Raw genomic sequence first — 26157 nt, forward strand, 5'->3', positions numbered from 1 at the left:
CCCACCTGACTCCATGCCGAACTCAGTAGTGAAACGAAACAGCGCCGATGATAGTGTAGCATTTGCTATGTGAAAGTAGGACATTACCAGGCTTCAAATTGTAGAGAGCCCGACTAGAAATAGTCTGGCTTTTTTACGTCTGCAGAAAAGTGAAATGCGCGCAATTATCATACACTCATATCGCGACACAAAGATAGTGTAGCATTTCACTGTGGCTCTCTACCGCTGTGGGCACTACGACATCCTACTGCGTAGCGCACCGACCTCACATTGTAGAGAGCCCGACTAGAAATAGTCGGGCTTTTTTACGTCTGCAGAAAAGTAAAATGTGCGCAATTAATATCCACTCACAGCAACACCCATCACGTAGGTCGGGCAAGCGCAGCGACTTCTGATGTTAATTTAATTTTTTTATTTTTTATAAAAGCTAATTACTTTCATTTCCTTAGATAACAAATTTAATTTTGCTTTGTTACTGTCTTTGATTTAGGATCAAATCAGTTTAAAACCAAGAACTAACAGCCTGTGTATAGATTATTAATTAGCGCCATATCCATTTTATTTTGTTTTTCTGTGTCGGCAGTTGAAGTAACTGATCTATATCAAGATATTTTAAAAGTGGATGACAAAACACGAGATACTCGATTAGCTGCGAGTCGTAAAGCTTTGCTTAATGTTTTAGTGAAAGTAAGCGGTGATGAAACTGCGGATCAAAATAAATTAGCGCAGCAACGTACTAAAGATATTTCTGATTATATGCTTAAGTTTGAATATGACGAGAGAGCAAATGGACAATTGAAACTCGTTGTTAAATTTGAAGCTCGAAAGATCAACGCGCTAATCAAAGAGTTAAACTTACCTTTATGGGGAGTACAACGTCCATTAGTCGCAATATGGTTAGGTATTGAAGACAATTGGCGCAGAGAATTAGTAACACAAGAAAGTTACCCGCAGTTAGAGCAGTTAATTTATGACAAAGCAGGGCGTCGTGGTTTACCTGTCGTTGTTCCATTACTTGATTTACAAGATCGACGTCTAGTAGGTATTCCTGAGGTATGGGGTAACTTTTCAGAACCAGTAGAAGAGGCCTCTAGACGCTACAGTGCTGAGCGAAGTATTACAGCAAGAATGTATAAAGAAGCAGATAGCGAGAATTGGATTTTAGATTGGCGTTTTACTAATGATGATCAATTTGATTCAAATCGATTAACTGGTGATAAACAGCAAATAGTTAGCCAGATGATTGACACCTTAGCTCGAGGCCTTGCAAGCGAGTATGCAATTGACCCAAATACTTATTATGAACAAGCAACTGCTACGCTCACGCTAAAGGGTACACAAAGTTTTGTTGATATAGAATTAGCGAAACGAAGATTATTGAGCCTGAGTGTTGTTACGCAAGTCAAAATTGTTCGTAAAACACCGGAATTTGTTGAATTTAAACTAAACCATACTGGTAACTTGAGTGATCTTAAAAAAGGGTTAGGGCTAGACTCTTCATTTAAAGATTATGAGGATCCACGCGCATTTTATCATGTTGTTGATAAAAATAGCTTAGAGTATCAATGGGTAACACCATAATGCTAATGTCTGAGCCGATGCAAATGGCACTACCGGTTACTTTACCGGATGACGAAACATTTGCATCGTATTTTGGGGGAGAAGACTCTTTGGAGGTTAATCACCTAAAAGATAGCTTTTCCAAATTAGCAAAAACGTTTCAGTATACATACCTATGTGGTTTAGGTGATTCGGGCAAGTCTCATCTTTTATATGCAACCTGCATAAAAGCACAAGAGCGTGGCTTATCTAATATGCTACTGTCTATGCGCGAAGTAATTGACTTTGGACCTATGGTATTAGACGGTTTAGAAGCGCTTGATGTTCTATGTATTGATGACGTGCATTTAGTTGCAGGGAATGATGCGTGGGAAAAAGCACTATTTAACTTTTTTAACCGGTTTAACGAACCCGGTAAAATGTTAGTAGTAACTGCTGATTTACTTCCTAGCATGCTCAATATATCTCTGCCTGACTTAGAGTCTCGTTTAACGTGGGGAACAACCTTTCAAATTCGTTCTATGAGTGATGACGATAAAGCACAAGCACTCGTTAAGCGCGCTCACATGCGCGGCCTTGAATTAAGTGATGAGTGTGCACGCTTTTTATTAACCCGTTTAAGCCGTGATATGCGAGCTTTATTAGATGTACTCGACAAATTAGATCATGCATCTATGGCTGCACAGCGAAAATTAACTATTCCTTTTATAAAATCAACGTTAAAGCTGTAGTAGGTCTAGAATCTAGACCCTGCTTTCAGTTATCATAAGCTATTATCAGAGCGTGTTTACCTTTCCTGATTGGAATTTGTTTAACTTAAGGGTGCTTTAATCGCGTCGTGAGGACATTAGCATAGTTTTTATATGTAAAACCCGAACAACAAAGAGAGTAGCCTTCAAGATAAACACTTCAAACAACACGTGTTTGGTCTTTATTTAGCGTTATTGCATGACTGATGTAGAAACTACAGCCCAATGCCTAACCTTATTTATTTGCCAATCACACAGTTGAAAGCAATCTTGAAAGGCCAACACGCTCTTAAGCAATCACCTTCTGTGAAAGATCAGGTATCGAATGAACTTAGAAAACATATTAGCGCAAGCACTTGAGGCGGTAGCCAGTGCCAGTGAAATAGCGCAGTTAGAAGATATCAGGGTTAATTACCTTGGTAAAAAAGGCGAAATCACTAGCTTACTTAAAACGTTAGGTAAAATAGCACCTGAAGAACGTAAAGAAGCAGGCCAAGTTATAAACCAAGCTAAACAAGATGTGCAAGTTGCTATTAACGAAAAGCGTGAATTGCTTGCAAGTAAAGCACTTGAAGAAAAGCTAGCTGCTGAAACTATAGATGTAACTCTACCAGGGCGTGTTATGCCTACCGGCGGTTTACACCCAGTTACGCGCACTATTGAGCGTATAGAAAGCTTTTTTGGTGAGTTAGGTTTTGAAGTTAAATCTGGTCCAGAAATCGAAGACGATTTTCATAACTTTGATGCGCTAAATATTCCAGAGCATCATCCAGCACGTGCTGATCACGATACCTTTTATTTCAATCCTAAATTAGTACTACGCACACAAACCAGTGGCGTGCAAATTCGTACTATGGAAACTGAGCAGCCACCACTGCGCATTATTTCACCTGGACGTGTATACCGTAACGATTACGACCAAACACATACACCAATGTTCCACCAGGTTGAAGGTTTAATGGTTGATACCGATGTTAGCTTTACTGAGCTAAAAGGTATTTTGCATGATTTTTTACGTAACTTCTTTGAAGAAGATATGGAAATTCGTTTTCGTCCTTCATTCTTCCCGTTTACAGAACCTTCAGCTGAAGTAGATGTTATGGGTAAAGACGGTAAGTGGTTAGAAGTACTAGGCTGCGGCATGGTACATCCAAATGTACTTAAGTCTGTGGGCATTGACCCAGAAAAATACACCGGCTTTGCCTTTGGCATGGGTGTAGAGCGTTTAACTATGTTGCGCTATGGCGTAAACGATTTGCGTGCATTTTTCGAAAATGACTTAAAATTCCTGAACCAGTTCCGTTAAGAGTGAAACAATAAAATGAAATTTAGTGAAAAGTGGTTAAGAGAGTGGGTTAATCCTGCTATTGATACGCAAGCTCTTTCGGAACAGCTTTCAATGGCTGGTCTAGAAGTTGATGGTGTTGAGCCTGCTGCTGCCAAATTTAATGGCGTAGTTGTTGGTGAAGTTGTTGAATGTGGTCAACACCCTGATGCAGATAAACTTCGTGTTACCAAAATTAACGTAGGTGGCGATGAGCTACTTGATATTGTGTGTGGTGCACCAAATTGTCGTTTAGGTATTAAAGTTGCTGTTGCAACTGTGGGCGCTGTACTTCCTGGAGACTTTAAAATTAAAAAAGCCAAACTACGCGGCCAACCTTCAAACGGAATGCTATGTGCTTTTGTTGAGCTAGGTATTAGCGAAGAAGGCGACGGCATTATGGAATTGCCAAGCGATGCACCAGTAGGCACTGATTTACGTGACTACCTAGGTCTTGATGACAATATTATAGATGTTGACTTAACACCAAATCGTGGTGATTGTTTAGGTATTAAAGGCCTTGCTCGTGAAGTAGGTGTTTTAAATAGCATTGACGTAAATGTATTAGATATCCCAGCGGTTACGCCAACAATTGATGACAAAGTATCAATTGAGCTAGTTAACGAAGATGCATGTCCTCGTTACCTTGGCCGTGTGATAAAAGGCATTAACCTTGATGCTGAAACACCACTTTGGATGGTTGAAAAATTACGTCGTAGTGGCGTACGTTCAATCGACCCAGTAGTTGATGTTACTAACTATGTTTTACTTGAACTTGGTCACCCAATGCACGCGTTTGATTTAAATGCGATTGAAGGTGGTATTAAAGTTCGTAGTGCAAACGCAGGCGAAGAACTTGTTTTATTAGACGGTAATACCGCTAAATTAAACGACACAACACTTGTGATAGCCGATCATAATAAAGCACTTGCAATTGCGGGTATTTTTGGTGGGGAGCAATCAGGTGTTACAGATAAAACATCTGATATATTACTTGAAAGCGCATTTTTTAATCCTGTAGCAATTGCAGGACAAGCACGTAGCTACGGTTTACACACTGATGCTTCACACCGTTATGAACGCGGTGTTGATTTTGCTCTACAACACGATGCAATGGAACGTGCAACAGCACTTCTTCTTGAAATTGTGGGTGGTCAAGCAGGTCCAGTCGTTGAAGCTGTTGCGGCTGATAAACTACCAAAAGTGACTGAAGTACGTCTTCGTCGTGCACGTTTAGACCGTGTGATTGGTCATCATATTGAAGATGCTAAAGTAACAGACATTCTTACGCGTTTAGGTCTTGATGTTAAAGTAGAAAATGAAAGCTGGAGTGCGGACGTACCAAGCTACCGTTTTGATATTCGCATCGAAGAAGATTTAATTGAAGAAGTAGCACGTGTTTACGGTTACAACAGCATTCCTAATGTTGCACCAACTGCAAAACTTAAAATGACGACACATAACGAAGCAACTATTGCGCTTAGCAAGTTCCGCAATACGTTAGTGACTCGTGGTTACCAAGAAGCAATTACGTACAGCTTTGTAGACCCTAAAGCACAAGCTATTTTACACCCAGAGTGTAAAGCAATGGTATTACCTCATCCTATTTCAATTGAAATGTCAGCAATGCGTGTAAGTTTAATGCCGGGTTTATTAGCGTCTGTAGCGTATAACCAAAATCGCCAACAGCCTCGTATTCGTTTATTCGAACATGGTCTTAAATTTATAAGCGACGAAAGTGCAGAAAATGGTGTTTACCAAGTACCGGTTATTGGCGGTGTTATAACTGGCCTTGTAAATGGCGAGCATTGGGTTGAAGAAAAACGTAATGTTGATTTTTACGATTTAAAAGGTGATGTTGAAGCCTTACTTGCAATTACCAATGACATTACTCGCTTTGAAATTAAAGCCGAGCAGTCAGATGGACTTCACCCTGGTCAATCAGCAGTAATATATGTTGATGGTAAAAAGGTTGGTTTTTTTGGTGCTTTACATCCTCAAGCTCAAAAGTCGTTAGATATCAACAACGCAACTTTTGTTTTTGAAATTGAAATGTCAGCAATAGAAAAAAGAAATTTACCGCAAGCCGAAGGAGTGTCTAAATTCCCTTCAAATCGCCGCGACATCGCGATTTTAGTGGCAGACAGCGTTAAATCTGGCGACATTTTAAGCGTGATCGAAAAAGTTGGCGGAAATCAATTGGTTGACCTAAACTTATTCGATGTGTATAAGGGCAAAGGTATTGAGCCAAATTATAAGAGTTTGGCGATTGCTCTAACACTGCAAGCGGTTGATAGAACACTCGAAGAGAAAGATATCAATCTAGTAGTTGATAACGTGGTGGCCGAATTGGCCGAACAGTTTAATGCATCGTTGAGGGACTAGATATGGCGCTTACTAAAGCCGACATAGCTGAACACCTATTTGAAAAGCTCGGGATCAATAAAAAAGATGCCAAAGATTTAGTTGAAGCGTTTTTTGAAGAAATCCGCTCAGCGCTAGAAAAAGGCGAGCAGGTTAAGCTCTCTGGATTTGGTAACTTTGATCTTCGAGACAAAAAAGAAAGACCAGGCCGCAACCCGAAAACAGGCGAAGATATTCCTATTTCGGCACGTCGCGTGGTGACTTTTCGACCAGGTCAAAAGCTTAAAACCCGCGTAGAAGTGGGCACAAGCAAAGCAAAATAAAAAAAGGCAGCGTAAGCTGCCTTTTTATTTGCCTGAATAACCTAGTTATTAAATTATACCAACCTGCATAAATCTTTGATCAATTTAACGAATTAAATAACACTATAACGTCGTTAAAATATTTTTATCTAGAACAACTAGATACAAAAATTTTTGCCTAGTTCTAGCGTAATTTCCTTAACGTTAAATAGACCCCATACATAAGCAGATTGGTATTAGGTTATTTTTGCGATTATAAATTAAAACTCTCGAGGAGATACAAAATCACCTGCCATTATTTGCTGAAATGTTTGCTCTGCAAGTACATCTAGGCTATCTAAGCTTTTACCATTTGCGACTAATTTCTGCTCAATTTCAAATACATCAATATTTTCAATCCCCGACATTTGCGCTACTTTAGAAAATATATATGCGTGCTTAAACTTATCATGTTTATAAAAAAGACTAATAAGTGATGTATACACTTCCGGATTCGGTATGTTGTCTTTTTTATTGAGCTCTAGAGTTTTATAAAGTAAATCAATGGTTTTTTCATCATCAAATTTAATATAGTACGATGCTAAAAAAAATTGCATTTCGGCACTTTGCGTTACACTTTTATCATTTTCTATAGCCAATAATTTAGTCAACGCACTTTGGTTGTTATTTCGTGACCATTGGTAGTAGAGCAAACCTGGGTGGTTTGTATTTTGGGTATCTTGATATAACCGAGTCATTTCTTTAATACTCGTTAATTGACCATCAATACGTGACGTTTTTTTAGCTTTTAACTTAATATGTTCAATTTTAGCGGCCAAAGTTATGCATTGGTTATAAGATTCAAAGTCCTTGAGTAATTGGTATTTATTTTCATCAGTAGGGTCTTTGTATTCTATGTAGCGTTTGATAATTACATCAGAACGCTCATCCTTGCAGTGACTGTCTTTGTTTAAGTCGCTACAAAAGCCAGGTGTTTCTTTGCACACTTGTGCGAGTGTTAACGGCTCTTCACACCCTGCCAATGTTAGCAAACCCAATAGTACACTTGCTTTTTTAAGCATTCCTTAACCCCAAATGAATATTTACTTTGTTATTCTAACGCAATCATTTAACGCCTAACAGTAGAGAATAACTTCAGTTTAAATTAGAATAGCCCTGCCTGAAGTGCATTACTCTCAAAATATAGTGCATTTTTAAAGGCTATCCGTTCAAAATGATAAACTTAGGTAAATAAAATGACCTCATCTCACGAGTTAGAATACACAAATAGTTGGCAAGAGCGCCAAGATTACGCAGAAAGCATGCAACCAATTATTGGTAAGCTTTACCGTAATCGTGGTATCGAAATCGCTGTATATGGCCGTCCTCTCGTAAATGCCAGTACTATCGATATTATCAAATCTCACAAAACCGTTGCTCAGTTTGAAGGCACTAAATTACGTTTGCGCGAAAGCTTCCCATTTTTAGAAGCTATCAGCAAAATGGAATTAAACTCAGCACGTATTGATATTGGTAAGCTTGCATATAGTTATTTGTTCACTGAAGCCGCAAAAGGTCGTTCAGTAGAAGAGTTTGTAAAAGATGAACTTGCAGAAATAACAGACTCACCAGCGAAAGAGCCACGCGATGTAGTATTGTATGGTTTTGGTCGTATCGGTCGTTTATTAGCGCGCTTATTAATTGAAAAATCAGGTCCATATTCAGATTTACGTTTGCGCGCTATTGTTGTGCGTGGTGGTAAAGATGGGGATCTTGAAAAGCGTGCAAGCTTACTGCGTCGTGATTCAATTCACGGTCCATTCAATGGCTCAATCACGATTGATAAAGAACGCAATGCAATTAAAGCTAACGGTAGCTACATTCAAGTTATTTACGCTAACTCTCCTAGCGAAATTGATTACACTCAATACGGTATCGACAATGCATTAATTGTTGATAACACAGGTATTTGGAAAGACGAAGCGGGCCTTGGCCAGCACCTAGAGTGTAAGGGCGCTGCAAAAGTATTATTAACAGCTCCTGCAAAAGGCAATATCAAAAACATCGTATATGGTGTTAATAACAAAGATATATTACCTGAAGATAAAATTGTTTGTGCAGCAAGCTGTACAACCAATGCAATTACACCAACGCTTAAAGCATTAAACGATAAGTTTGGTATCAATAATGGCCATGTTGAAACTGTACACTCGTACACGAACGATCAAAACCTTATTGATAACTACCACAAAGCAGAGCGCCGTGGCCGTGCCGCAGCTCTTAATATGGTAATTACTGAAACAGGTGCTGCAAAAGCGGTTTCAAAAGCATTACCAGAGCTTGAAGGCAAGTTAACAGGTAACGCAATCCGCGTACCTACACCTAATGTGTCGCTAGCTATTTTAAATCTTAACTTAGCAACAAGCACATCAGTTGAAGAGCTAAACGCATTTTTACGTGACACAGCACTTCATTCAGACTTACGTGATCAAATTGATTACACAGCATCAACGGAAATTGTATCTACCGATTTAGTAGGTAGCCGTTACGCAGGTGTTGTTGATTCACAAGCAACAATTGTTGAAGATAACCGTATTGTTTTATATGTATGGTACGACAATGAGTTTGGTTACAGCTGCCAAGTAGTACGTTGTATGCGCGATATGGCCGAAGTGTCATTCCCAAGCTTACCTCGCTAGTTTATTTGCAGTGACTTAAAAGCCAGCATGTTGCTGGCTTTTTTGGTCGTGTATTATTTTTAAAGCGTATGCCTTGTGATAGGCTTTAATTAAGAAAGTGCACATTCGTTTTACTATTTATAAAATAATGTCAGTTCTGTGAATTAATAAGCAGATAAACTTATTCAACCTAAAGGTTTTTTCATGAAAATCAGCAGCAATTTCGACAGTGGTAATATCAAAGTTATTGAAGCCACCGATCCTTTAAATATTCAATTAGAAATTAATAAAGATCACCAGTCTGAATTTTATCAGTGGTTTCACTTTCGTCTTGAAACAACACCTTACCAATTGCATAAGTTAAATATTAATGAGCTTGATAAATCAGCTTACCCAGATGGTTGGGAAGGGTATCAAGCCGTTGCATCATATGACCGCCAAACATGGTTTCGTGTACCATCAAGCTATGAAAATGGAACATTAAGCTTTGAAATTGAACCAGAGTGCGGCAGCGTATATTTTGCTTACTTTGCGCCATACAGTTACGACCGCCATTTAGATTTATTATCTTGGGCACAAAGCCAAGGCGCTTGCCAATTAATAACGCTTGGTGAAACACTCGATGGCCGCGATATGAGTGTGCTTAAAATTGGTGAGCCAAGTGAAGACAAGAAAACCATTTGGATCACAGCACGTCAACACCCAGGTGAAACGATGGCGCAGTGGTATGTTGAAGGTCTACTGCACAAACTTCTTGATGACGAAGACCCACATGCAGCTGCGCTTCTATCAAAAGCAGTATTTTACGTAGTGCCTAATATGAATCCAGACGGTAGCGCACGCGGACATCTTCGTACTAACGCTAAAGGTGTTAACTTAAACCGTGAATGGCAAACACCAAGCATGGAAAATAGCCCTGAGGTTTACTTAGTGCTTAATAAAATGCGCGAAGCTGGCTTAGATATGCACCTAGACATACACGGCGATGAAGCTATCCCATATAACTTTGTGGCAGGCAGTGAAGGTATTCCAAGTTACGATGAACGCTTAAAAGGCTTAGAAGATAGCTTTAAAGCTGCGCTTTTAACTATTACACCAGAGTTTCAAGATGAGCATGGCTATCCAAAAGATGAGCCAGGTCAAGCTAACCTAACGGTAGGTTCATCAGCTACGGCTGAAGAATTTAAAGCATTAACGTACACAATTGAAATGCCATTTAAAGACAACAACGATTTACCTGATCCAGATTATGGCTGGTCAGATCGTCGTTCGTATCAATTTGGTCAAGATACATTAGCGGCTATTGTTAATGTTGTTGATGATTTGAGATAAAACGCTTATCTAAAAGGGTATCAATAGTTTTGATACCCTTTTTGCTTTTAATAAAACCCCTTGTATAAAAAAATAATAATCATATGGCAGCTTTATTCTTAAAACGTTTTCAACGCTTCTTCGCTGCGTATCATCACCGTATCGGTACAAATCAATCTACTTTCATTTAAATACTACAGATGTAGTGCCTTTCGCCAAGCGTGTAATTATATATTTTGAAAATTAAGTGTTAACAAAGTTAGGTTACTTAAGTTAAGATTAATTAAATCATGAGTCGGGACGGGAGAGGTAAAACCTTATTTCGTAAAGCTTATGTAGCGTAGTAGCTAAAGCAGAGTCTCGTAATTAAAAATAATAAATATAACTATAGAGGATATCCATGGAAGCTTTTGTAAGTGCTGTTAATGATGTTGTTTGGAGTAATGCACTCATCTATTTATGCCTAGGCGCAGGCTTGTTTTATTCAGTATTAACTCGATTTGCTCAAGTTAGACATTTTAAAGAAATGTGTAAGTTATTATTTAGTCCTAACACGTCTGATAAAGGTATCTCATCTTTTCAAGCCCTTGCAGTATCGTTGTCTGGACGAGTAGGCGTTGGTAATATCGCTGGCGTTGCTGCTGCGATCGGCTTTGGTGGACCAGGCGCAATTTTTTGGATGTGGGTTGTTGCATTTTTAGGTGCAAGTACTGCATACGCAGAGTCTACTTTAGGCCAAATTTATAAAACAGAAGAAGACGGGCAATACCGTGGTGGCCCAGCGTATTATTTTGACCGTTGTTTAGGGCAAAAGTGGCTAGCTGTTTTATTTGCTGTTTCGGCGATTATTGCCTGTGGTGTTTTTCTGCCAGGCGTACAAGCAAATGCAGTAGGTAATGCGTTTACCCAAGTGTTTGGCAGTGGCAACATGGTTACTACTAGCTTTGGTGACGTAGGTAGCTTTAAGTTAGTCGCTTTAGCAATCATCCTTATTGTTTTAGCGTTTATTATTTTTGGCGGTATAAAGCGTATTGCAAACTTTACGCAAGTAGTAGTGCCATTTATGGCACTGGGTTACATAGTACTGGCATTAATCGTGGTTTTTTTAAATTTAGATAAAGTAGCTGATATATTCTATTTAATTATTAGTGATGCATTTACTGCACAGGCTGGTTTTGGTGCCGCTATTGGTTGGGGCGTAAAGCGTGGTATATATTCTAATGAAGCTGGCCAAGGTAGTGGGCCTCATGCTGCAGCTGCTGCAGAGGTTGATCACCCAGCTCAACAGGGTTTAGTACAAGCTTTTTCGGTTTATGTTGATACCATTTTTGTGTGTACTGCAACAGCATTAATGATTTTAATAACGCAGCAATATAATGTTGTGGGTGATTTACCAGCAGGACAGTTTATTGTACAAAATGTCGATGCAGCGACTGAAGTAGGCTCAGCAGCCTTTACTCAAATGGCTTTATTTAGTGTATTTGGCAGCTTTGGACAAGCATTTGTCGGTATTGCATTATTCTTCTTTGCCTTTACCACAATACTTGCTTATTACTTCATTGCAGAGACAAATATTGCTTACTTAAATCGTTACTTTAAAGGCAATATCCCGCTTGTCCTTGTGAAATTTGTGATTATGTTCATGGTTGCATACGGTATGGTTAATAATTCAGGTTATATCTGGACTATTGGAGATATTGGCGTTGGCTTAATGGCTTGGATTAACATATTGGGTATTTTAGCTATTTTCTTTGTAGCTAAGCCAGCTTTGTTATGTTTGAGCGATTATGAGGATCAGAAGAAAAAAGGCGGAAAAATCACATTTGATCCAGTTAAATTAGGGATTAAAAACGCCTCGTTTTGGGAAAAGCGTCTAGAGAAACAGTCAAAAGACGCTGAGTAATTAAACTTAGTGGGCAACTTAGAAAATTATAGCCCCTAAATCAGTTGTTGGTTTGAATTCAAAAAAGACAACGAGAAATAAAACAAGTACAATAAAGGCGCCGAAAGGCGCTTTTTTTATGCGTAGTATGGAGAGAAGTATGGCGATTATTCGTTGCCCAAAATGTGCAAAATCAATTTCAGATAAACATAAGCAATGTCCGCATTGCGAAAGCAACATTGCAGAGCTAAACGACGAGCAAGTTTTACAACTTCAGCGCGAACAGCGAATTAAAAAAAAGCAGATGTTTATAAATCACTCCTTTTTGGCGCTTATCTTATTTTTAGGTGGTTTTTTCTGCTTGTACTTTTTACAACCGCAAGAAGAAACACTTCAGTGGTATGCTTACACTGCCGCGATAGGCATAGGCTGTATTTGGTACCTTGTAAATCGTATTATTTTAGTGACTCTAAAAAAGAAAAAATGACATGAACATCGACAATCTTGTACAAAATATTACTCCCGAATTATTTGAACGCTTACAATACGGTGCTTCTACTGGCAAGTGGCCAGACGGTACCGTTTTATCAGATGAACAAAAGCAACAAACAGTGCAGTTGGTTATGTTGTATCAAGCAAAGGTGGCTCAATCAAACGAGCAATTTACGATTGGTGCTAATGGTGAAATGATCCAAAAGACAAAAGCTCAACTACAAAAAGAATTCAAATCAGACAACGAAATAGCTAGGTTTAGTGAACATGATCTTTAAGCACCTTTTTACACCTAAGTGGAAACACCCTAAGCAACAAGTACGTCTTGATGCTATCGAAAAATTAGACATTGAACGTGATGCAACCATATTAAACACGTTAGCACTTGAAGATAGCTCAGCTGAAATTCGCCGTAAAGCGCTGCAAAAGGTAAACAATTTGCCGCTATGGTGGAAAGCGTATAAACAAGATCAAGCATTAAAAGATATAGCAGAGCTGCAAATATCTAATGCTGTTTTAAATAGCGAAAGTACACTAACAGCGCAAATCAAAAATGAATACATAGAGCGTTTTGCACCTGTTAAAACACTTGAAAAGTTAGCATTTGCAGAAAAAGAACTGCAAGTACGCGTTAAATTATTAAAACGTTTAGCAAATCCAAAATTAGTAGAAAAAGCATTTAAAGAAGGTAGCGAAGAGCTTCAAACTCAGTTAGTTGAACTTGTTATTACCCATCAATTAATTAAGCCATTAGTAAAACATGCAAAAGGTGATGCAAAAGCAGCATTTGAAACGCATATTGAAAATGAGCGTTTAGCAATTGAAATGCCACTTCAGGTTGAAAGTGCAACACGTGTTATTTTAGCTAAGTTAAATGCTTTACGTGAAAAAACAGATTTTGGTGTTGTAAATCCACAAGCCGGCGAATTAATGGCCCAGTGGCAAGCACTTGAGCTCAAATGGCTAAGTGATGAACGTGTAAAGCTGCTTGATGAAAAATATATTTCTATTACTACTAAGTTAGACGCACACATTGAACAGCTAAAGGCAGTACATGACAAAGAGCAGCAGCAATTAGCGCTACAACAGCGTCAATTATTAGCACTTGCAACACTTGAAGCTTTAGGTGAAGAAATTGAAAATGCCTTACAGCTTGGTCTTGAAACTCCAGAGCAAATTCAACAAGATTGGCTTGATGCAAAAGTAGCGCAAGCTAAGCAAGCTATTAGCGAAACAGAACTTGCTAATAATGCACAATCAAAACTCGCTGTAAGCAAGTTAGAAAAACTATTTACTCAAGTTGCTAAGTTACCCGAGCTAACAACGGCTATTAAAGAGTACAAACTCGCTTTTGCAGCATTATGCGAAATTAAGCCAGCAGAGGATTTAGCACAATACGATGCAACTCTAACTGAATTTAATAATGGCTTTAAAGCAGCGCGTAATCATTTGAATATATTAGATGGCGCACTGCAAAGTACCTTTAAAACACAGTTAAATGGGCATAAAAAGCAATTTTTAGCACCAATGAATGAGCTAGTTAAGTCACTTGAAAAAAACCAAAGCCAAGCAAAGCGCAAAGCGCGTGATGTTAAGCGCCTAATTGAAGAAGGTCGTTTTAATGTTGCTTTTGGCGTATTTAAAGGCTTTGAAGAGTTATTTAATACACTTACTGAGCAATATCAGCAGCCACTTGTGAACATAAAAGCAGACCTTGAAGCGCAACTTGCAGATGCGAAAGATTGGCAAAAATACGCTGCAGCACCAAAGCGTAAAGCTTTATTAGAAGAAGTAAGTGCATTAGTAAGCGAAGAGTGTACAGACCCACAACAACGCGCAGAGCAAGTAAAAGCGCTACGTAAACGCTGGAATGAGTTAGGTCGTTTAGATACAGATGAAGAAAAGCTACAAGGTGTGCAGTTTGATGAACAAATCGAGTTGTTATTTGCGCCTTGCCGTAGTTACTTCGCAGAGCAAGAAGTGCAACGTGAAGCATCAAAAGCACAGCGTGAAAGTATTATTAACGACATGCATGCGCTCCATTTACAGCCAACTGCTGAGGATGATTTTGATTGGAAACAATATGAAAGCCAATACAATCGTTTAAATAAAGCGTGGCGCAGTGTGGGTAAAGTTGACCCTAAAACATACCGTACACTAAACGATCGTTATAAAAATGAGCAACAACAAGTACTGGCTTTATTAAACGCATTTCATAAAAGTAATGCAGCACTTAAAAATGAACTAGTGGAAAAAGCGCAGCAATTATCACAAAGCGAAGATTTAGCGGCTGCTTGCCAAGAGTTGAAGCAAATGCAGCAGCAATGGCAAACCATTGGCTTTGCTGGCTTAAAGGCTGAAAATGCGTTATGGCAGAAGTTTCGTCAGTATAACGATGAAACATTTACTAAGCGTAGTAGTGAGTTTGAGCAGCAAAAACTCGAGCAAAACGAGTCAGATAAACAAGCAATTGCAGAACTTGCTGAGCTTGAAGCAGCACTTAGTGATGTTAATCAAAGAGCACAGTTGCACGACCTAGAAACAAAAGTGAAAGGATACACGCAATTTAGATCGTTAGCGCCAAGGGTTACTAAGTTACTAGCTGCTATTGACGATAAACTTGCATTGCTTACAAGTAAATCTGAGCAAGCTAATTTAGATGCATTAATTACTGCACTTGAGAACAATGAAACGTTACCAAGTCAGTATCAAGCACCGCTTAAAACAACATTAAGTAAAGAGCAACTTATTACTCGCATGGAAATACTAGCGAACGTAAGTTCAACCGATAAGTCACTTAGAATGGCAGAGCAAGTAGCCATGCTAGATGACAAACATCGTGGTGATCATGCTGATTTAAACTATTATTTAAAACAGTTATTAGCGCTCAGTGACGGTTCAGTTGAACCTGACACACTAACGCGACTTAAAGCGACACTTGCAGCTTAATGTACTAGAACCAGCATAAATGTGCTGGTTACTATTTTAATAAGCCGCTTTAATAGCGGCTTTTTTATGTACCACTAATTTATAAAAAAAAGGGTTCTCATGAGAATTTTAGTTATTATTGCAGCGCTATTTTTAACAGCCTGTAATACCACTCAAGGCATATCAGTATATTCATTTACTAACTCTGAGGTTGAATCTGTACTGGGTAAGCAACTACCAAAGTTAAGTGAAAAAGTAAGCTTAATGGGTTTACCCGTCCAGTTTGATGTAAACGACTTAAGTGTCAACATTGGACCTGATAACCGCGATGTTGTTGTGCTTGGTGCCGATTCGAGCGCTGAAATTAATGCATTCGCACTTAAATATCCAGTGCGTTTAAAGCTGCAAATTGAAGGTAGCCCATTTTACGACAGTGAGAAAAAAGCAGTGTTCTTACGTAATATTAAATTACTTGATTCGAGTGTAGATGCCGGTGGTTTTAAAGGTAATTTAGGTGCGCTTGATAGCCAAGCAATGGATGTTATTAATGCTTTTTTAGCGGTTAACCCAGTTTATACATTAAACATGGATGACCCTAAAATGATGCTACTTAGTAAACTTCCACTTGATATGAAGGTGGTTGAAGGTGCAATTAAGCTAGTACCTCGTCTATAAGTAGATCGACCTACTTACAATATACGTATTGATTAGCCTGACTTTCAGGCTAATTAGGTTTTAATATTATGGCGGCTCCTCGTACTGTCCCCACTTCTCGGCTTTCTCGATTTGCAAAATTAGGCTCACTTGCCACAGGTGTTGCTACCAACATGTTAGTTGATGGTGCTAAGAGCGCGCTAACAGGTAAAGGTTGGGATAATAAAAGCTTACTACTACAACCTAAAAACATTGAAAAACTAGCCACACAGCTATCACATTTACGTGGTGCAGCAATGAAACTCGGGCAATTGCTCTCAATGGATGCCGGTGATCTACTTAGTCCTGAATTAGCTCAGTTACTTGCTTTACTTCGCTCAGACGCGAACCCAATGCCTCATAAGCAGCTTGTTGAAGTGTTAAAAGAGCAATGGGGGGATGAGTGGCTAGCGCGTTTTTCTCACATTGAGCTAAGGCCTTTTGCAGCGGCTTCTATAGGACAAGTTCATTTGGCTTATAAAGAAAATGGCGATCAGCTTGCTGTTAAAATTCAATATCCTGGTATTGCAAAAAGTGTAGTAAGTGATGTCGATAACGTTATTTCGTTATTAACGATTTCTCGATTATTGCCAAAAGATCTTAATATTAAACCACTTATTGGTGAGGCTAAAGCGCAGCTATTAGCCGAGGCTGATTATAAACGTGAGGCTGATTATTTAATACGTTATAAACATGAACTAGCAAGTAATCCCCACTTTAAAGTACCAAACGTATATCCAGAGCACAGCACACAACAAGTACTTACTATGGAATATATAAAAGCAGAGCCCATTGAGAGCATTACAAAGCTACCTGATAGTCAAAAAAGCTTTGTTGCAGAGCAACTGATTGATTTGTTTTTTAAAGAAATGTTTGAATTTAAATTGATTCAAACCGACCCTAACTTTGCCAACTTTCATTATCAACTTGATACACAAAAAATTGTTTTATTTGATTTTGGTGCAACGCGAGAAATATCAACCGAGCTTAGCTTAGCGTACTTAGCCTTATTTGAAGCGGGTAGTGAAAACAACCGAGAAGGTGTACTTAAAGCGGCTTCACACATTGGTTATTTTAAAAATGACTTAGTTGATGAGTATAAAAACAACGTCATTGATTTATTCTTAATGGCGTGCGAGCCACTGAGAGCAGAAGGGGAATTTGATTTTAAAAATAGTGAACTCGCGCTCAAAATTAAAAATGCAGGGCTTGCCCTTAGTGCGCAATCTCAGCAATGGCATACACCGCCCGTTGATGCGTTATTTATTCACCGAAAACTTGCAGGACTTTATTTAATAGCCGCAAGGCTAGGTGCAAAAATAGATGTAAAAACGTTATTTAAGCACTATTTATAGCTTTTTAACTTACGCGTAAGTGCACTTTAAGTAATGAGTGCACTTAGTGTATAAAATTGCCATAATGCTCGCGATATTTCGCGAGGTGTATTTATGATAAAACAATTTTTAAACGATCCTAAATTATTGCTAAACGCAGTAGGTGAGGGCATATACGGTTTTGACCTATCGGGTAATGCGGTGTTTGTTAATCCTGCCGCTGAGCGCATGACAGGTTGGTGCGCTGAGGAACTATTAGGTAAAAAAATACACCAATATCATCACCATACTCATGCTGATGGCACACCTTATCCCGCAGATGAATGCCAAATTTACTGCACCATGTTTGACGGAAAGCGTCGTGAAGTTAAAAATGAAGTTTTTTGGCGTAAAGACGGTAGCTCATTTGCAGTTCAATACACTTCAACACCGGTTTATCAAAATGATAAGTTAATTGGTGCTGTAGCGGTATTTCGCGATATATCACTGCAACAGCAAACACAAAATGCACTGCAAGAGGCACTTACTCAAGTAAAGCACTTAAGTGAGCAGCTAAAAGATGAAAACAACTACTTAATTGCAGAGCTCAACGAAGACTGGCAAGACTCAGGGCTAGTTGGACAAAGCCATATATTTCAAACCATGTTAGATCAAATAAAACTGGTAAGTGAAACCGACAGCACAGTGCTTATACTTGGCGAAAATGGCACGGGTAAAGAATTAGTAGCCCGTAATTTGTATCGACTAAGCAAGCGTAGCGAACAAGCTTTTATAAAAGTAAATTGCGCCGCATTTACCCCAAGCTTGCTAGAATCGGAATTGTTTGGTCATGAAAAGGGCGCGTTTACAGGTGCCAATGACCGCCGTAAAGGGCGCTTTGAACTTGCTGATAAAGGCACCTTGTTTTTAGATGAGATAGCAGAGCTTCCACTTGAGGCGCAAAGTAAATTACTGAGAGTCCTGCAAGAACAAGAGTTTGAACGCGTGGGTGGCAGCAACACGCTAAAAGTAAACATTAGAGTAATTGCAGCGACTAATCGCGACTTGTGGGAAATGGTACAAAAAGGCACGTTTAGAATTGATTTGTATTATCGGCTCAATGTATTTCCTATAAAAGTACCCGCCCTTAAAGATCGAAAAGAAGATATTCCTTATTTATGCGCTAATTTGATTGCGCAGCTAAATAAACGGCTCGGGAAAAACTTAAAAGGGCTAAGTAAAAAAGCAATTACGCAGCTGCAGGCTTACGATTGGCCAGGCAATATTAGAGAGCTGCAAAATGTACTTGAACGCGAAGCTATTTTATCTAATCAAGCGGTACTTCAGCTAAGTCAGCCTTTGCAAGCGGGTGGTGAAGTTGTTATTAATCCTTCACTTACGCTCGATGAAGCGCAAAAGCAGCATATAACCTCTGTTCTTGTGTTATCGCACTGGCAAATATCAGGTGATAAAGGAGCGGCAGTTAAATTGGGCTTACCTGAGAGTACACTACGCTCAAAAATGCGAAAGTTAGGGATCGCTAAAAATTCGTGATATATCGCGAAGTACGCTTTATATCGCGAGGTTGCTTTTTATTTTTGAAATAATTTCTTTAATATCAATGAAGTAATTAAAGTTTCAGCTTGGTCTGAAAGTTGCAAATGCTTGCGTAATACCCGTCATTATGAAGCAAGTACTATGAAGTTTGATATTAAAGAAGAAGACATGATCATTAAGCCCTATAACACCGAAGGGCCAATTTATATCCGCGAGCAAAAAGGATTTTTTCAGCGCATACGCCGTAATTTAGGTTGGCTGCTAATGCTAACTTTTATTGCAATACCGTGGATCCAATATAACGGTCAACAAGCTGTGCTGCTTGATGTGGCAACCCAAACCTTTACTATTTTTGGTTTAACACTCCTTCCTCAAGATTTTATGATTTTAGCCCTGCTATTCATGGTGGGGGCTTTTGCGTTATTTTTTGTAACCAACTGGCTTGGTCGGGTTTGGTGTGGATACACGTGCCCGCAAACAATATGGATGCTCATGTTTTCGTGGGTAGAGCAGCGCATAGAAGGCACGCGAAATCAGCGAATTAAATTAGATAAATCTCAGTGGACGCTAAGTACTTGGCGCAAAAAAATAACTAAGCACAGTGCGTGGATTATTATTTCAGTTTTAACCGCCACCTCGTTTATGGCGTATTTTATTCCAGCAAAAAGTTTGTATATGGAAATGCTTACATTTGAATGGTCAGGTATTACGAGCTTTTGGGTGTTTTTATTCGCTTTTTGCACTTACGGTAATGCAGGGTTTTTGCGCGAAAAAATGTGCACGATTGCTTGCCCGTATTCTCGTTTTCAGGCTGTTATGTTTGATAAAGATACGTTGCTTGTAACCTATGATAGCACGCGCGGTGAAAGCCGAGGGCCACGTAAACGCAAAGCTGATCCAAAAGAGCTTAACTTAGGTGACTGTGTAGACTGTAACTTGTGTGTAGAGGTATGCCCTGCAGGAATAGATATTCGAAATGGCTTACAATATGAATGTATAAACTGTGGCTTATGTATTGATGCTTGCGACGATACCATGGAGAAATTTGGTTATCAAAAAGGCTTAATTAAATACGCCAGTGAAAAACAAATGGAAGGCAAAAAAACCAATCCATTTAGATTAAAACTAATAGGTTACGGCGCATTAACGGCTTTGTTAATAATTTCTATGTTTGCATGGATGCTGCAACGCACACCAATAGAAGCCTCAGTACTACGCGATAGGAACGCGCTTTATAGAGTGAACTACGAGGGCCTGGTAGAAAACCCTTATACACTTACTATTATTAATAAAACGCAGCAAGCACTGCATTACAGTGTTGCCATAGAGGGCTTGCCAGAAGCAACACTCTCAAGTCCAAGTTCTACACTTATACAGCCAGGTGCAATGAAAAGAGTCCCCGTTACTGTAACAGCCGATGGTTACAATATTGCGCACAAAGTGAGTAAGTTACAATTTGTAGTAACAGCGCAAGAAGATGCAAGCATTACTATAACCAAAGACAGCCAATTTTATAAAAATTAGTCCAGTAATAAGCTCTATATAAACAACGACTTGAGCTTTACCTAGCTCAAGTCATTGTTTAATTCATTTAAAATAAAATGCTTTGCCGATTCTAGATTATCAAAAAGACAATCTTTGAAAGAAACGTCTCTTTTGGCGTTTTGCATTATTCGTTGCATTTGGCTTATAGCAATAGGTGATGTAAGCACAAACGCGCTAATTAAACAGTTATTCTGCTGCATGCTGTGGCTTATGGCTACCATTTCTTGCTCGGCTTGTGGGGTTGCAGCTACAACGTTTGATGAGTCACTTATATAACCCCATTTCTTGCCTTTAAATGATTGAATGGTTTCAAAAAGCGCTGTTTTAAAATTACTTAAAAGCTCAAGTTCTAGGTTTCCGCTAAATTGTGCAATAACTATATTATTTTCAAGCGATAAATTAACGAGTCCGTTTTTATTTTTGTATTCCATTAATACCTCCTAAATTAGCTTTTTATCTAAATTTCGTTTAGCAGCCAAGAGGGTACAAGTGGCTGCAAACTTATTAAAGTGCTTTAATATAGTTAAGGGCGCTTTTAATAACCGCTACTTGCGCCAAAATACATTCTTCATCTGTGGCTGTTGGACTATCAGGGTATACCTCTGTTGTGGTTACATAGGGTGCATCTGTAAAGCCCATACACAAACCTAAATCGCGTGCTGCGTAATTAATAACGCCAAATTGCTCTTGAGGGACGCCTATTAACTGGTTATTTTTATCACTCGGTGCAATGTGCGTGACCTTTGCTACATCTTCGATAATTACTTTTTGAAACTCCGGCTCAGGCTTTTTGCTATCTGCAACTAAATAAAACCCATCAGGTATGTTCCAGTTAGTATTAGTGGTGCCTTCACGCGCAGCGAGTGCGGGTCTAAATTCACTGTTATCGCTGTCGGTTGTTTCGTGTAAATCAATATGAGCGACTAAGTCAGTACCTAATGATTTTACAAACGCCATAATAGCTGCTGATTCTTGAGCTGGGCTGCCCTCGTAAAATGAGCGGTTAGGATCAATGGCGTCTGGGTTCCAGCGGTTTATAGTTTCATATCCCCAAGGGCTAATGCAGGGTGCAATTATAATATTAAACTGCTCTGAGTGTTGCATAGCCGATGTTTTAGCAAACCTAAGCGCGCCATGTACGCCACTAGTTTCGTAGCCATGCACACCACCTGTGATTAAAACAGTTGGTTTATTGGCATTAAAGTTAGGCGTTTTTAATATATATAATGGGTAAGTACCAGCGGCGTAATTAAGCTCGCCGTATTGCTCTATATCTAAGGTGCTTTTAAGGTCATTAATTAGCGTTACGACTTCGTTTTGGTAACTGCGTTTAATGTTTTGGCGTGCTAACCACTGAGCTTTATCATTGTTATTCCATTTTTTGCCTGGTGTGCCAATAGGGTATGTGCTGTTAGTCATAATAAACCTTTATATCAACTGTTATTTGTTCTCCTATAAATAAGGAGGGCAATTACAATTGGTAAAATTACTTAATAAAGGCGTAGCTTAACGCTGAGTAAATTAGCGTGCAAATTAAAACGTTAAAGTCATATTTTTAATAGCGCGTGATTGCTGGGCTTTAATATAACTTTGGTTTGCGAACTCACCCGAAATACTACCTAGTCGTTCACGCTTTACACTAACTGTTAAACTACACGTTTTACTTTGATCTACTTGCGAGCTGCTAAACATATCTAAGCTTTGCAAATCTATTTCAAGGCGCGAAGTACTAAGCGCAAAAAGCATTGATTGTAAAAGTGTTTCATTATTATTGCTAGTGCAGCTACTGCTAAGTTCTACTTGACTAGTACTATTGGGGTCAGTGCCATCTAACTGAACTGTAAGGGGACTATTAATACTAAAAGTTTGGTTGTTACTCGGGGTTAAAATAATAAAATTTAAAGGTAGTTCCACACCTGAATTCGCATTTATGCCATCGTCTCGTTTAAATTTTATATCAAACTGTTGGTTATCATCAGTAGCATTTATATACGCTTGGTAATCAACGTCTAAAAAGTCGGTATCTTTTGTAAGTTCAATAGCAGTGTTATTAACAACAGCTTGTAATGAGTCGCTATCGCTTAAAACAATGTTTGAGCCATTAGCATCTCCCGCATTTAGTTCTGCGTTAACACGCGTGCGGTTACCGTCAGAAACCAGCTCAAAGCCTGCCCAAATTCCTTTTGTTTTTACTAAATTAGACTCTGTTTCTGATGTACAGGCGCATAATGATAAAATTAAAGCACTTGTGGTAATGCACTTTTTAAGCATGTTAGCTCCTTTTAACCACTGAATTAGCTATAAATAATTGTTTAATTGCGGATATACCTGGTAAATATATTAAGTGTATTTGTGCATTGTTACACAACACGCTATCTGTAAATGTTTAAAATTGTTAATGGTTGTGAGTAAAATGATAATATTAAGTTTTAAAAGTCAGCCTGCTAAGAGGTTGCTCGATAAATGACTACTATTTAGCGTTAAATGTAATATAAAAGAGTATGTTACAATCAAGTCAAAGCATATCTTCATATTGAGTATTATGGCGCTGTATATTGCTACTCCAAGTTGGCTAGGCCGTTTTTTTACCCGTATTAAACACGTAACTATTGAACAAGAGCGCCTTGTTGTGCATTTTAGAAGTGCTCCCGCACGGACATTTTTAATTAAAGACTTTGATAATTACTCAATACTTAAAAATCGTTTATTTAGCGCCAAAATTAATTTGTGCGATAGTAGCAATACATCAATTAGCTTTTTAAACAAAGCACAAGCTAAGTCTTTAAATACCGCCCTTAATACGCAATTTTCAGCCATGCTTGAGCAAAAAGTAAATAACGCCAAGGCTTTGCTAAAGCGTTATGCTTTAGATGAGTTTTTACGTGATAGTTCCATGAAAATACTTAATAACGAAGTATTTTTACTTGCTAAACAATACGCTCAAAGTACAAATACATGGCAACAACACTTATCGCCAAGCAGTATTAAATTTTTAAATATACTGAGCTCCACACCCAATACTCACGATGCAATCGCACAGCTGCGCCATAAATATGAAAAAAAACAACTAACTCTTAAAAATGACTTTTTTAATCAAGTAGAGTCAAATCCATTAACAACAGAGCAGCGCTTAGCGGTTATACGCGATAACGATAAAAACCTAGTATTAGCGGCAGCAGGCACAGGTAAAACATCTGTGATGGTCGCAAAATCGTTAGATTTAATAGCGTATGATATTGCCAAGCCTGAGCAAATTTTGGTGCTGGCCTATAATAAAACAGCAGCAAATGAGCTTAAAGAGCGCTTTATTAAACGCGCCACGCATGCAAACTTGCATACCAAAGTACCCACTATTTTAACGTTTCATGCGCTTGGGCTTAAATTATTACAAAGTGCTAAAAAGCCAATCGAGTTGTCAAAATTTGCAACCGACCCAGTTCAATTAAATAGTTGGTTAACTGGGTGGGTAAGTAAAAAAATACAAACCGAGCCACAGTTTTTAAAAGCATTTGTAGATTTACTCCATGAGCCGATTGATATATTTAGCTTTAAAGATAATGCACAGTACGAGCGGTACGTACGCGATAACGAATACCGTAGCCTTGCGGGTCATAAAGTAAAAAGTTATCAGGAAGTGCTTATTTCAAACTGGCTACATTTGAATTGCGTGGCGCACAGTTATGAGGTGAATTATCACTTTCATCAAGGCACAGAGCTAAGTGGGCAATACCAACCAGACTTTTATATACCCCAATACGATATTTACTTAGAGCACTTTGGCATTGATAAGCAAGGGAATACTCGTGCCGATATAGATAAAAAACACTATAACGAGCAAATTGCATTTAAGCGTAAGTTACATAAAAAAAATAGCACCACTTTACTCGAGACCTTTCATTACAACTGGGTAGAAGGAAAGCTTGAGCAAACTCTCGCAAAGCAATTAAAGCAGCATAATGTTGAATTAACACCTTTAAGTAGCGACGAAATATTTCATACTTTAAATAACTCAGGACAGTTGCAGCAAGGCATTGGTAAGTACATAAAATGCTTACAAGCTATTCGAGTGGAGCAACTAAGTAATAAGCAAATAGCGCAGCGCATCAAGCAAAGTGGTATTAAAAACTATCAACAATATGCAAACTTGTTAGTGCAAATTCATGACGCTTATATAAATGAACTAAGCACGCAAAATGCCATTGATTTTGACGACATGATTATTCAAGCAACAAAGGCGATAGTAAGCGGAGATTTTAATATTCCATGGAGCCACATTTTAGTTGATGAGTTTCAAGATATATCAAGTGCGCGTATGGGCTTTTTAAATGCGATATTAAAATATGGTAACGGAATACGCTTTACTGCGGTAGGTGATGACTGGCAAGCAATTTATCGGTTCTCGGGTGGTAATTTAGCGCTTACTACACGCTTTAATGAATTAGTGGGCAGCCACTCACTTACTATGTTGCAAAAAACATTTAGATATAACAATAGTATTAGTGATGTAGCGGGGCGCTTTGTAATGCAAAACCCTGAGCAATATAAAAAGCTGATCAGCACACATACACAAGTAACTACACCACAAGTTATTTTGTTAGACGATTTATACCAAGGCACTAAATCGATAGAAATAAAAGTACAGCAGAGCATAAGCACTATTCAAAAAAACGATGCATCAGGGAGCATTGCCATACTTAGTCGATACCGATACATGTTAAATAGCGTGCAGCAGCATTTAAAAGATAAAAAGCATACAAACCCTCTTTATTTTTGGACATTGCATAGCGCTAAAGGGCTTGAAGCCGATTACTGTATTATTATTGGTTTTGAACAAGGTAAATTAGGGTTTCCTAGCGATAATCAAAATAACGTGCTGGTGGAGTCGTTATTACCAGAGCAAGATGAATTCACTCACTCAGAAGAAAGGCGTTTGCTTTATGTAGGTATTACGCGCGCAAAACATAAAGCGTATTTAATTGCAGACCCTTATGCATGCTCAGCGTTTGTAAAAGAACTAGTAAATGACGATTATCCTATTCAAATCGGCTCCACGTTGTTTAACAAGTCGCAACTAAAGCAAAGAGAGTGTAATACGTGCAGCGACGGATTAATTGTGCCAAAAACGGGTCAGTATGGTGATTATTATAGCTGTACTAATACGCAGATTTGCGAAACTAAACTACGAGTGTGTAAAAGCTGTAGTAGCCCATCGGTTGATAAAAGCACGTATTCACAATGTGTGAATACAGAGTGTAAAACGCAGCATCCAATTTGTGAAAAGTGTGGTCGCGAAATGCGTAAACGTAAATCTAAGCACGGTGAATTTTTAGGATGCAGTGGTTTCGCGCTTAAAGAAGATAACTGTAAAAACACTCGAAAAATGAATGTTTAACGGCTAACGAGCAGGTTTACACCTGTCTATTTTATAGAGCAATGTAAATAGAAATTATATTCATTTGATTGATTTTAACAAGTTATCA

At 38.6% G+C, this 26157-nt stretch carries 20 protein-coding genes; 16 read left to right on the forward strand and 4 right to left on the reverse strand.

What is annotated here, in order from left to right; genetic code table 11:
- Positions 1-525: 525 nt before the first annotated feature.
- The 5 genes from H5115_RS16550 (at position 526) to ihfA (ending at position 6320) form a co-directional block, all read left to right on the forward strand.
- The gene (locus H5115_RS16550) at positions 526-1581 is read left to right on the forward strand and encodes a DUF2066 domain-containing protein (protein WP_182756367.1); all 1056 of its coding nucleotides are present in this window, start codon (positions 526-528) and stop codon (positions 1579-1581) included.
- On the forward strand, positions 1581-2291 hold the full coding sequence (gene hda / locus H5115_RS16555) for a DnaA regulatory inactivator Hda (RefSeq protein ID WP_002960693.1): 711 nt from the start codon (positions 1581-1583) through the stop codon (positions 2289-2291). Before H5115_RS16550 ends, hda begins: the two co-directional genes overlap by 1 nt.
- 343 nt (positions 2292-2634) lie before the next feature.
- Positions 2635-3615, forward strand: a complete 981-nt coding sequence (pheS, locus tag H5115_RS16560; RefSeq protein ID WP_039486289.1) for a phenylalanine--tRNA ligase subunit alpha — start codon at positions 2635-2637, stop codon at positions 3613-3615.
- Positions 3616-3630: 15 nt separating this feature from the next.
- Positions 3631-6018 (forward strand): phenylalanine--tRNA ligase subunit beta, encoded by a 2388-nt coding sequence (pheT, locus tag H5115_RS16565; protein WP_002960691.1) that lies wholly within the window; start codon positions 3631-3633, stop codon positions 6016-6018.
- Between the two features lie 2 nt (positions 6019-6020).
- Positions 6021-6320 (forward strand): integration host factor subunit alpha, encoded by a 300-nt coding sequence (gene ihfA / locus H5115_RS16570; RefSeq protein ID WP_002960690.1) that lies wholly within the window; start codon positions 6021-6023, stop codon positions 6318-6320.
- A 239-nt stretch (positions 6321-6559) separates the two neighbouring features.
- On the opposite strand, the gene H5115_RS16575 is transcribed toward ihfA, so the two are convergent.
- A complete protein-coding gene (locus H5115_RS16575) occupies positions 6560-7360 on the reverse strand; it encodes a DUF2989 domain-containing protein (RefSeq protein ID WP_024596170.1) in 801 nt (266 codons plus the stop codon).
- Between the two features lie 174 nt (positions 7361-7534).
- On the opposite strand from H5115_RS16575, the gene H5115_RS16580 reads away from it, so the two are divergent.
- From H5115_RS16580 to ccoG, 10 genes are all read left to right on the forward strand, one after another.
- Positions 7535-8977: a glyceraldehyde-3-phosphate dehydrogenase gene (locus H5115_RS16580; RefSeq protein ID WP_002960684.1), complete on the forward strand. Its 1443-nt coding sequence runs from the start codon at positions 7535-7537 to the stop codon at positions 8975-8977.
- 183 nt (positions 8978-9160) lie between these two features.
- Positions 9161-10288 (forward strand): M14-type cytosolic carboxypeptidase, encoded by a 1128-nt coding sequence (locus H5115_RS16585; RefSeq protein WP_002960683.1) that lies wholly within the window; start codon positions 9161-9163, stop codon positions 10286-10288.
- Positions 10289-10667: 379 nt separating this feature from the next.
- Positions 10668-12170 (forward strand): sodium:alanine symporter family protein, encoded by a 1503-nt coding sequence (locus H5115_RS16590; RefSeq protein WP_002960681.1) that lies wholly within the window; start codon positions 10668-10670, stop codon positions 12168-12170.
- A gap of 139 nt (positions 12171-12309) precedes the next feature.
- On the forward strand, positions 12310-12636 hold the full coding sequence (locus H5115_RS16595; RefSeq protein WP_024605018.1) for a hypothetical protein: 327 nt from the start codon (positions 12310-12312) through the stop codon (positions 12634-12636).
- Position 12637: 1 nt separating this feature from the next.
- Entirely contained in the window at positions 12638-12919 is a 282-nt protein-coding gene (locus tag H5115_RS16600) for a YeaC family protein (protein ID WP_007378333.1), read from the forward strand.
- Positions 12909-15590 (forward strand): DUF349 domain-containing protein, encoded by a 2682-nt coding sequence (locus tag H5115_RS16605; protein WP_182756369.1) that lies wholly within the window; start codon positions 12909-12911, stop codon positions 15588-15590. The genes H5115_RS16600 and H5115_RS16605 overlap by 11 nt, the downstream gene beginning before the upstream one ends.
- A gap of 99 nt (positions 15591-15689) precedes the next feature.
- Positions 15690-16244 carry a DUF1439 domain-containing protein gene (locus tag H5115_RS16610; RefSeq protein WP_002960677.1) on the forward strand — a complete coding sequence of 185 codons (555 nt, stop codon included), beginning with the start codon at positions 15690-15692 and terminating at the stop codon, positions 16242-16244.
- Positions 16245-16312: 68 nt separating this feature from the next.
- Entirely contained in the window at positions 16313-17617 is a 1305-nt protein-coding gene (locus tag H5115_RS16615) for an AarF/ABC1/UbiB kinase family protein (RefSeq protein ID WP_182756370.1), read from the forward strand.
- 93 nt (positions 17618-17710) lie between these two features.
- On the forward strand, positions 17711-19129 hold the full coding sequence (locus H5115_RS16620; protein WP_182756372.1) for a sigma-54-dependent Fis family transcriptional regulator: 1419 nt from the start codon (positions 17711-17713) through the stop codon (positions 19127-19129).
- A gap of 144 nt (positions 19130-19273) precedes the next feature.
- The gene (ccoG, locus tag H5115_RS16625; RefSeq protein ID WP_182671834.1) at positions 19274-20656 is read left to right on the forward strand and encodes a cytochrome c oxidase accessory protein CcoG; all 1383 of its coding nucleotides are present in this window, start codon (positions 19274-19276) and stop codon (positions 20654-20656) included.
- A 41-nt stretch (positions 20657-20697) separates the two neighbouring features.
- Here the strand turns inward: ccoG and H5115_RS16630 are convergent, their stop codons facing one another.
- The 3 genes from H5115_RS16630 to H5115_RS16640 form a co-directional block, all read right to left on the reverse strand.
- Positions 20698-21108 carry a hypothetical protein gene (locus tag H5115_RS16630; protein ID WP_182756374.1) on the reverse strand — a complete coding sequence of 137 codons (411 nt, stop codon included), beginning with the start codon at positions 21106-21108 and terminating at the stop codon, positions 20698-20700.
- 73 nt (positions 21109-21181) lie between these two features.
- Positions 21182-22096, reverse strand: a complete 915-nt coding sequence (locus tag H5115_RS16635) for a M14 family metallocarboxypeptidase (protein ID WP_182756376.1) — start codon at positions 22094-22096, stop codon at positions 21182-21184.
- Between the two features lie 114 nt (positions 22097-22210).
- Positions 22211-22948 carry a hypothetical protein gene (locus H5115_RS16640; protein ID WP_182756378.1) on the reverse strand — a complete coding sequence of 246 codons (738 nt, stop codon included), beginning with the start codon at positions 22946-22948 and terminating at the stop codon, positions 22211-22213.
- Positions 22949-23219: 271 nt separating this feature from the next.
- On the opposite strand from H5115_RS16640, the gene H5115_RS16645 reads away from it, so the two are divergent.
- A complete protein-coding gene (locus H5115_RS16645) occupies positions 23220-26069 on the forward strand; it encodes a UvrD-helicase domain-containing protein (RefSeq protein ID WP_182756379.1) in 2850 nt (949 codons plus the stop codon).
- The last annotated feature ends 88 nt before the right edge of the window (positions 26070-26157 follow it).

This window comes from Pseudoalteromonas sp. SR44-2 (assembly GCF_014163745.1).
GTDB classification, from domain to species: Bacteria; Pseudomonadota; Gammaproteobacteria; order Enterobacterales; family Alteromonadaceae; genus Pseudoalteromonas; species Pseudoalteromonas distincta.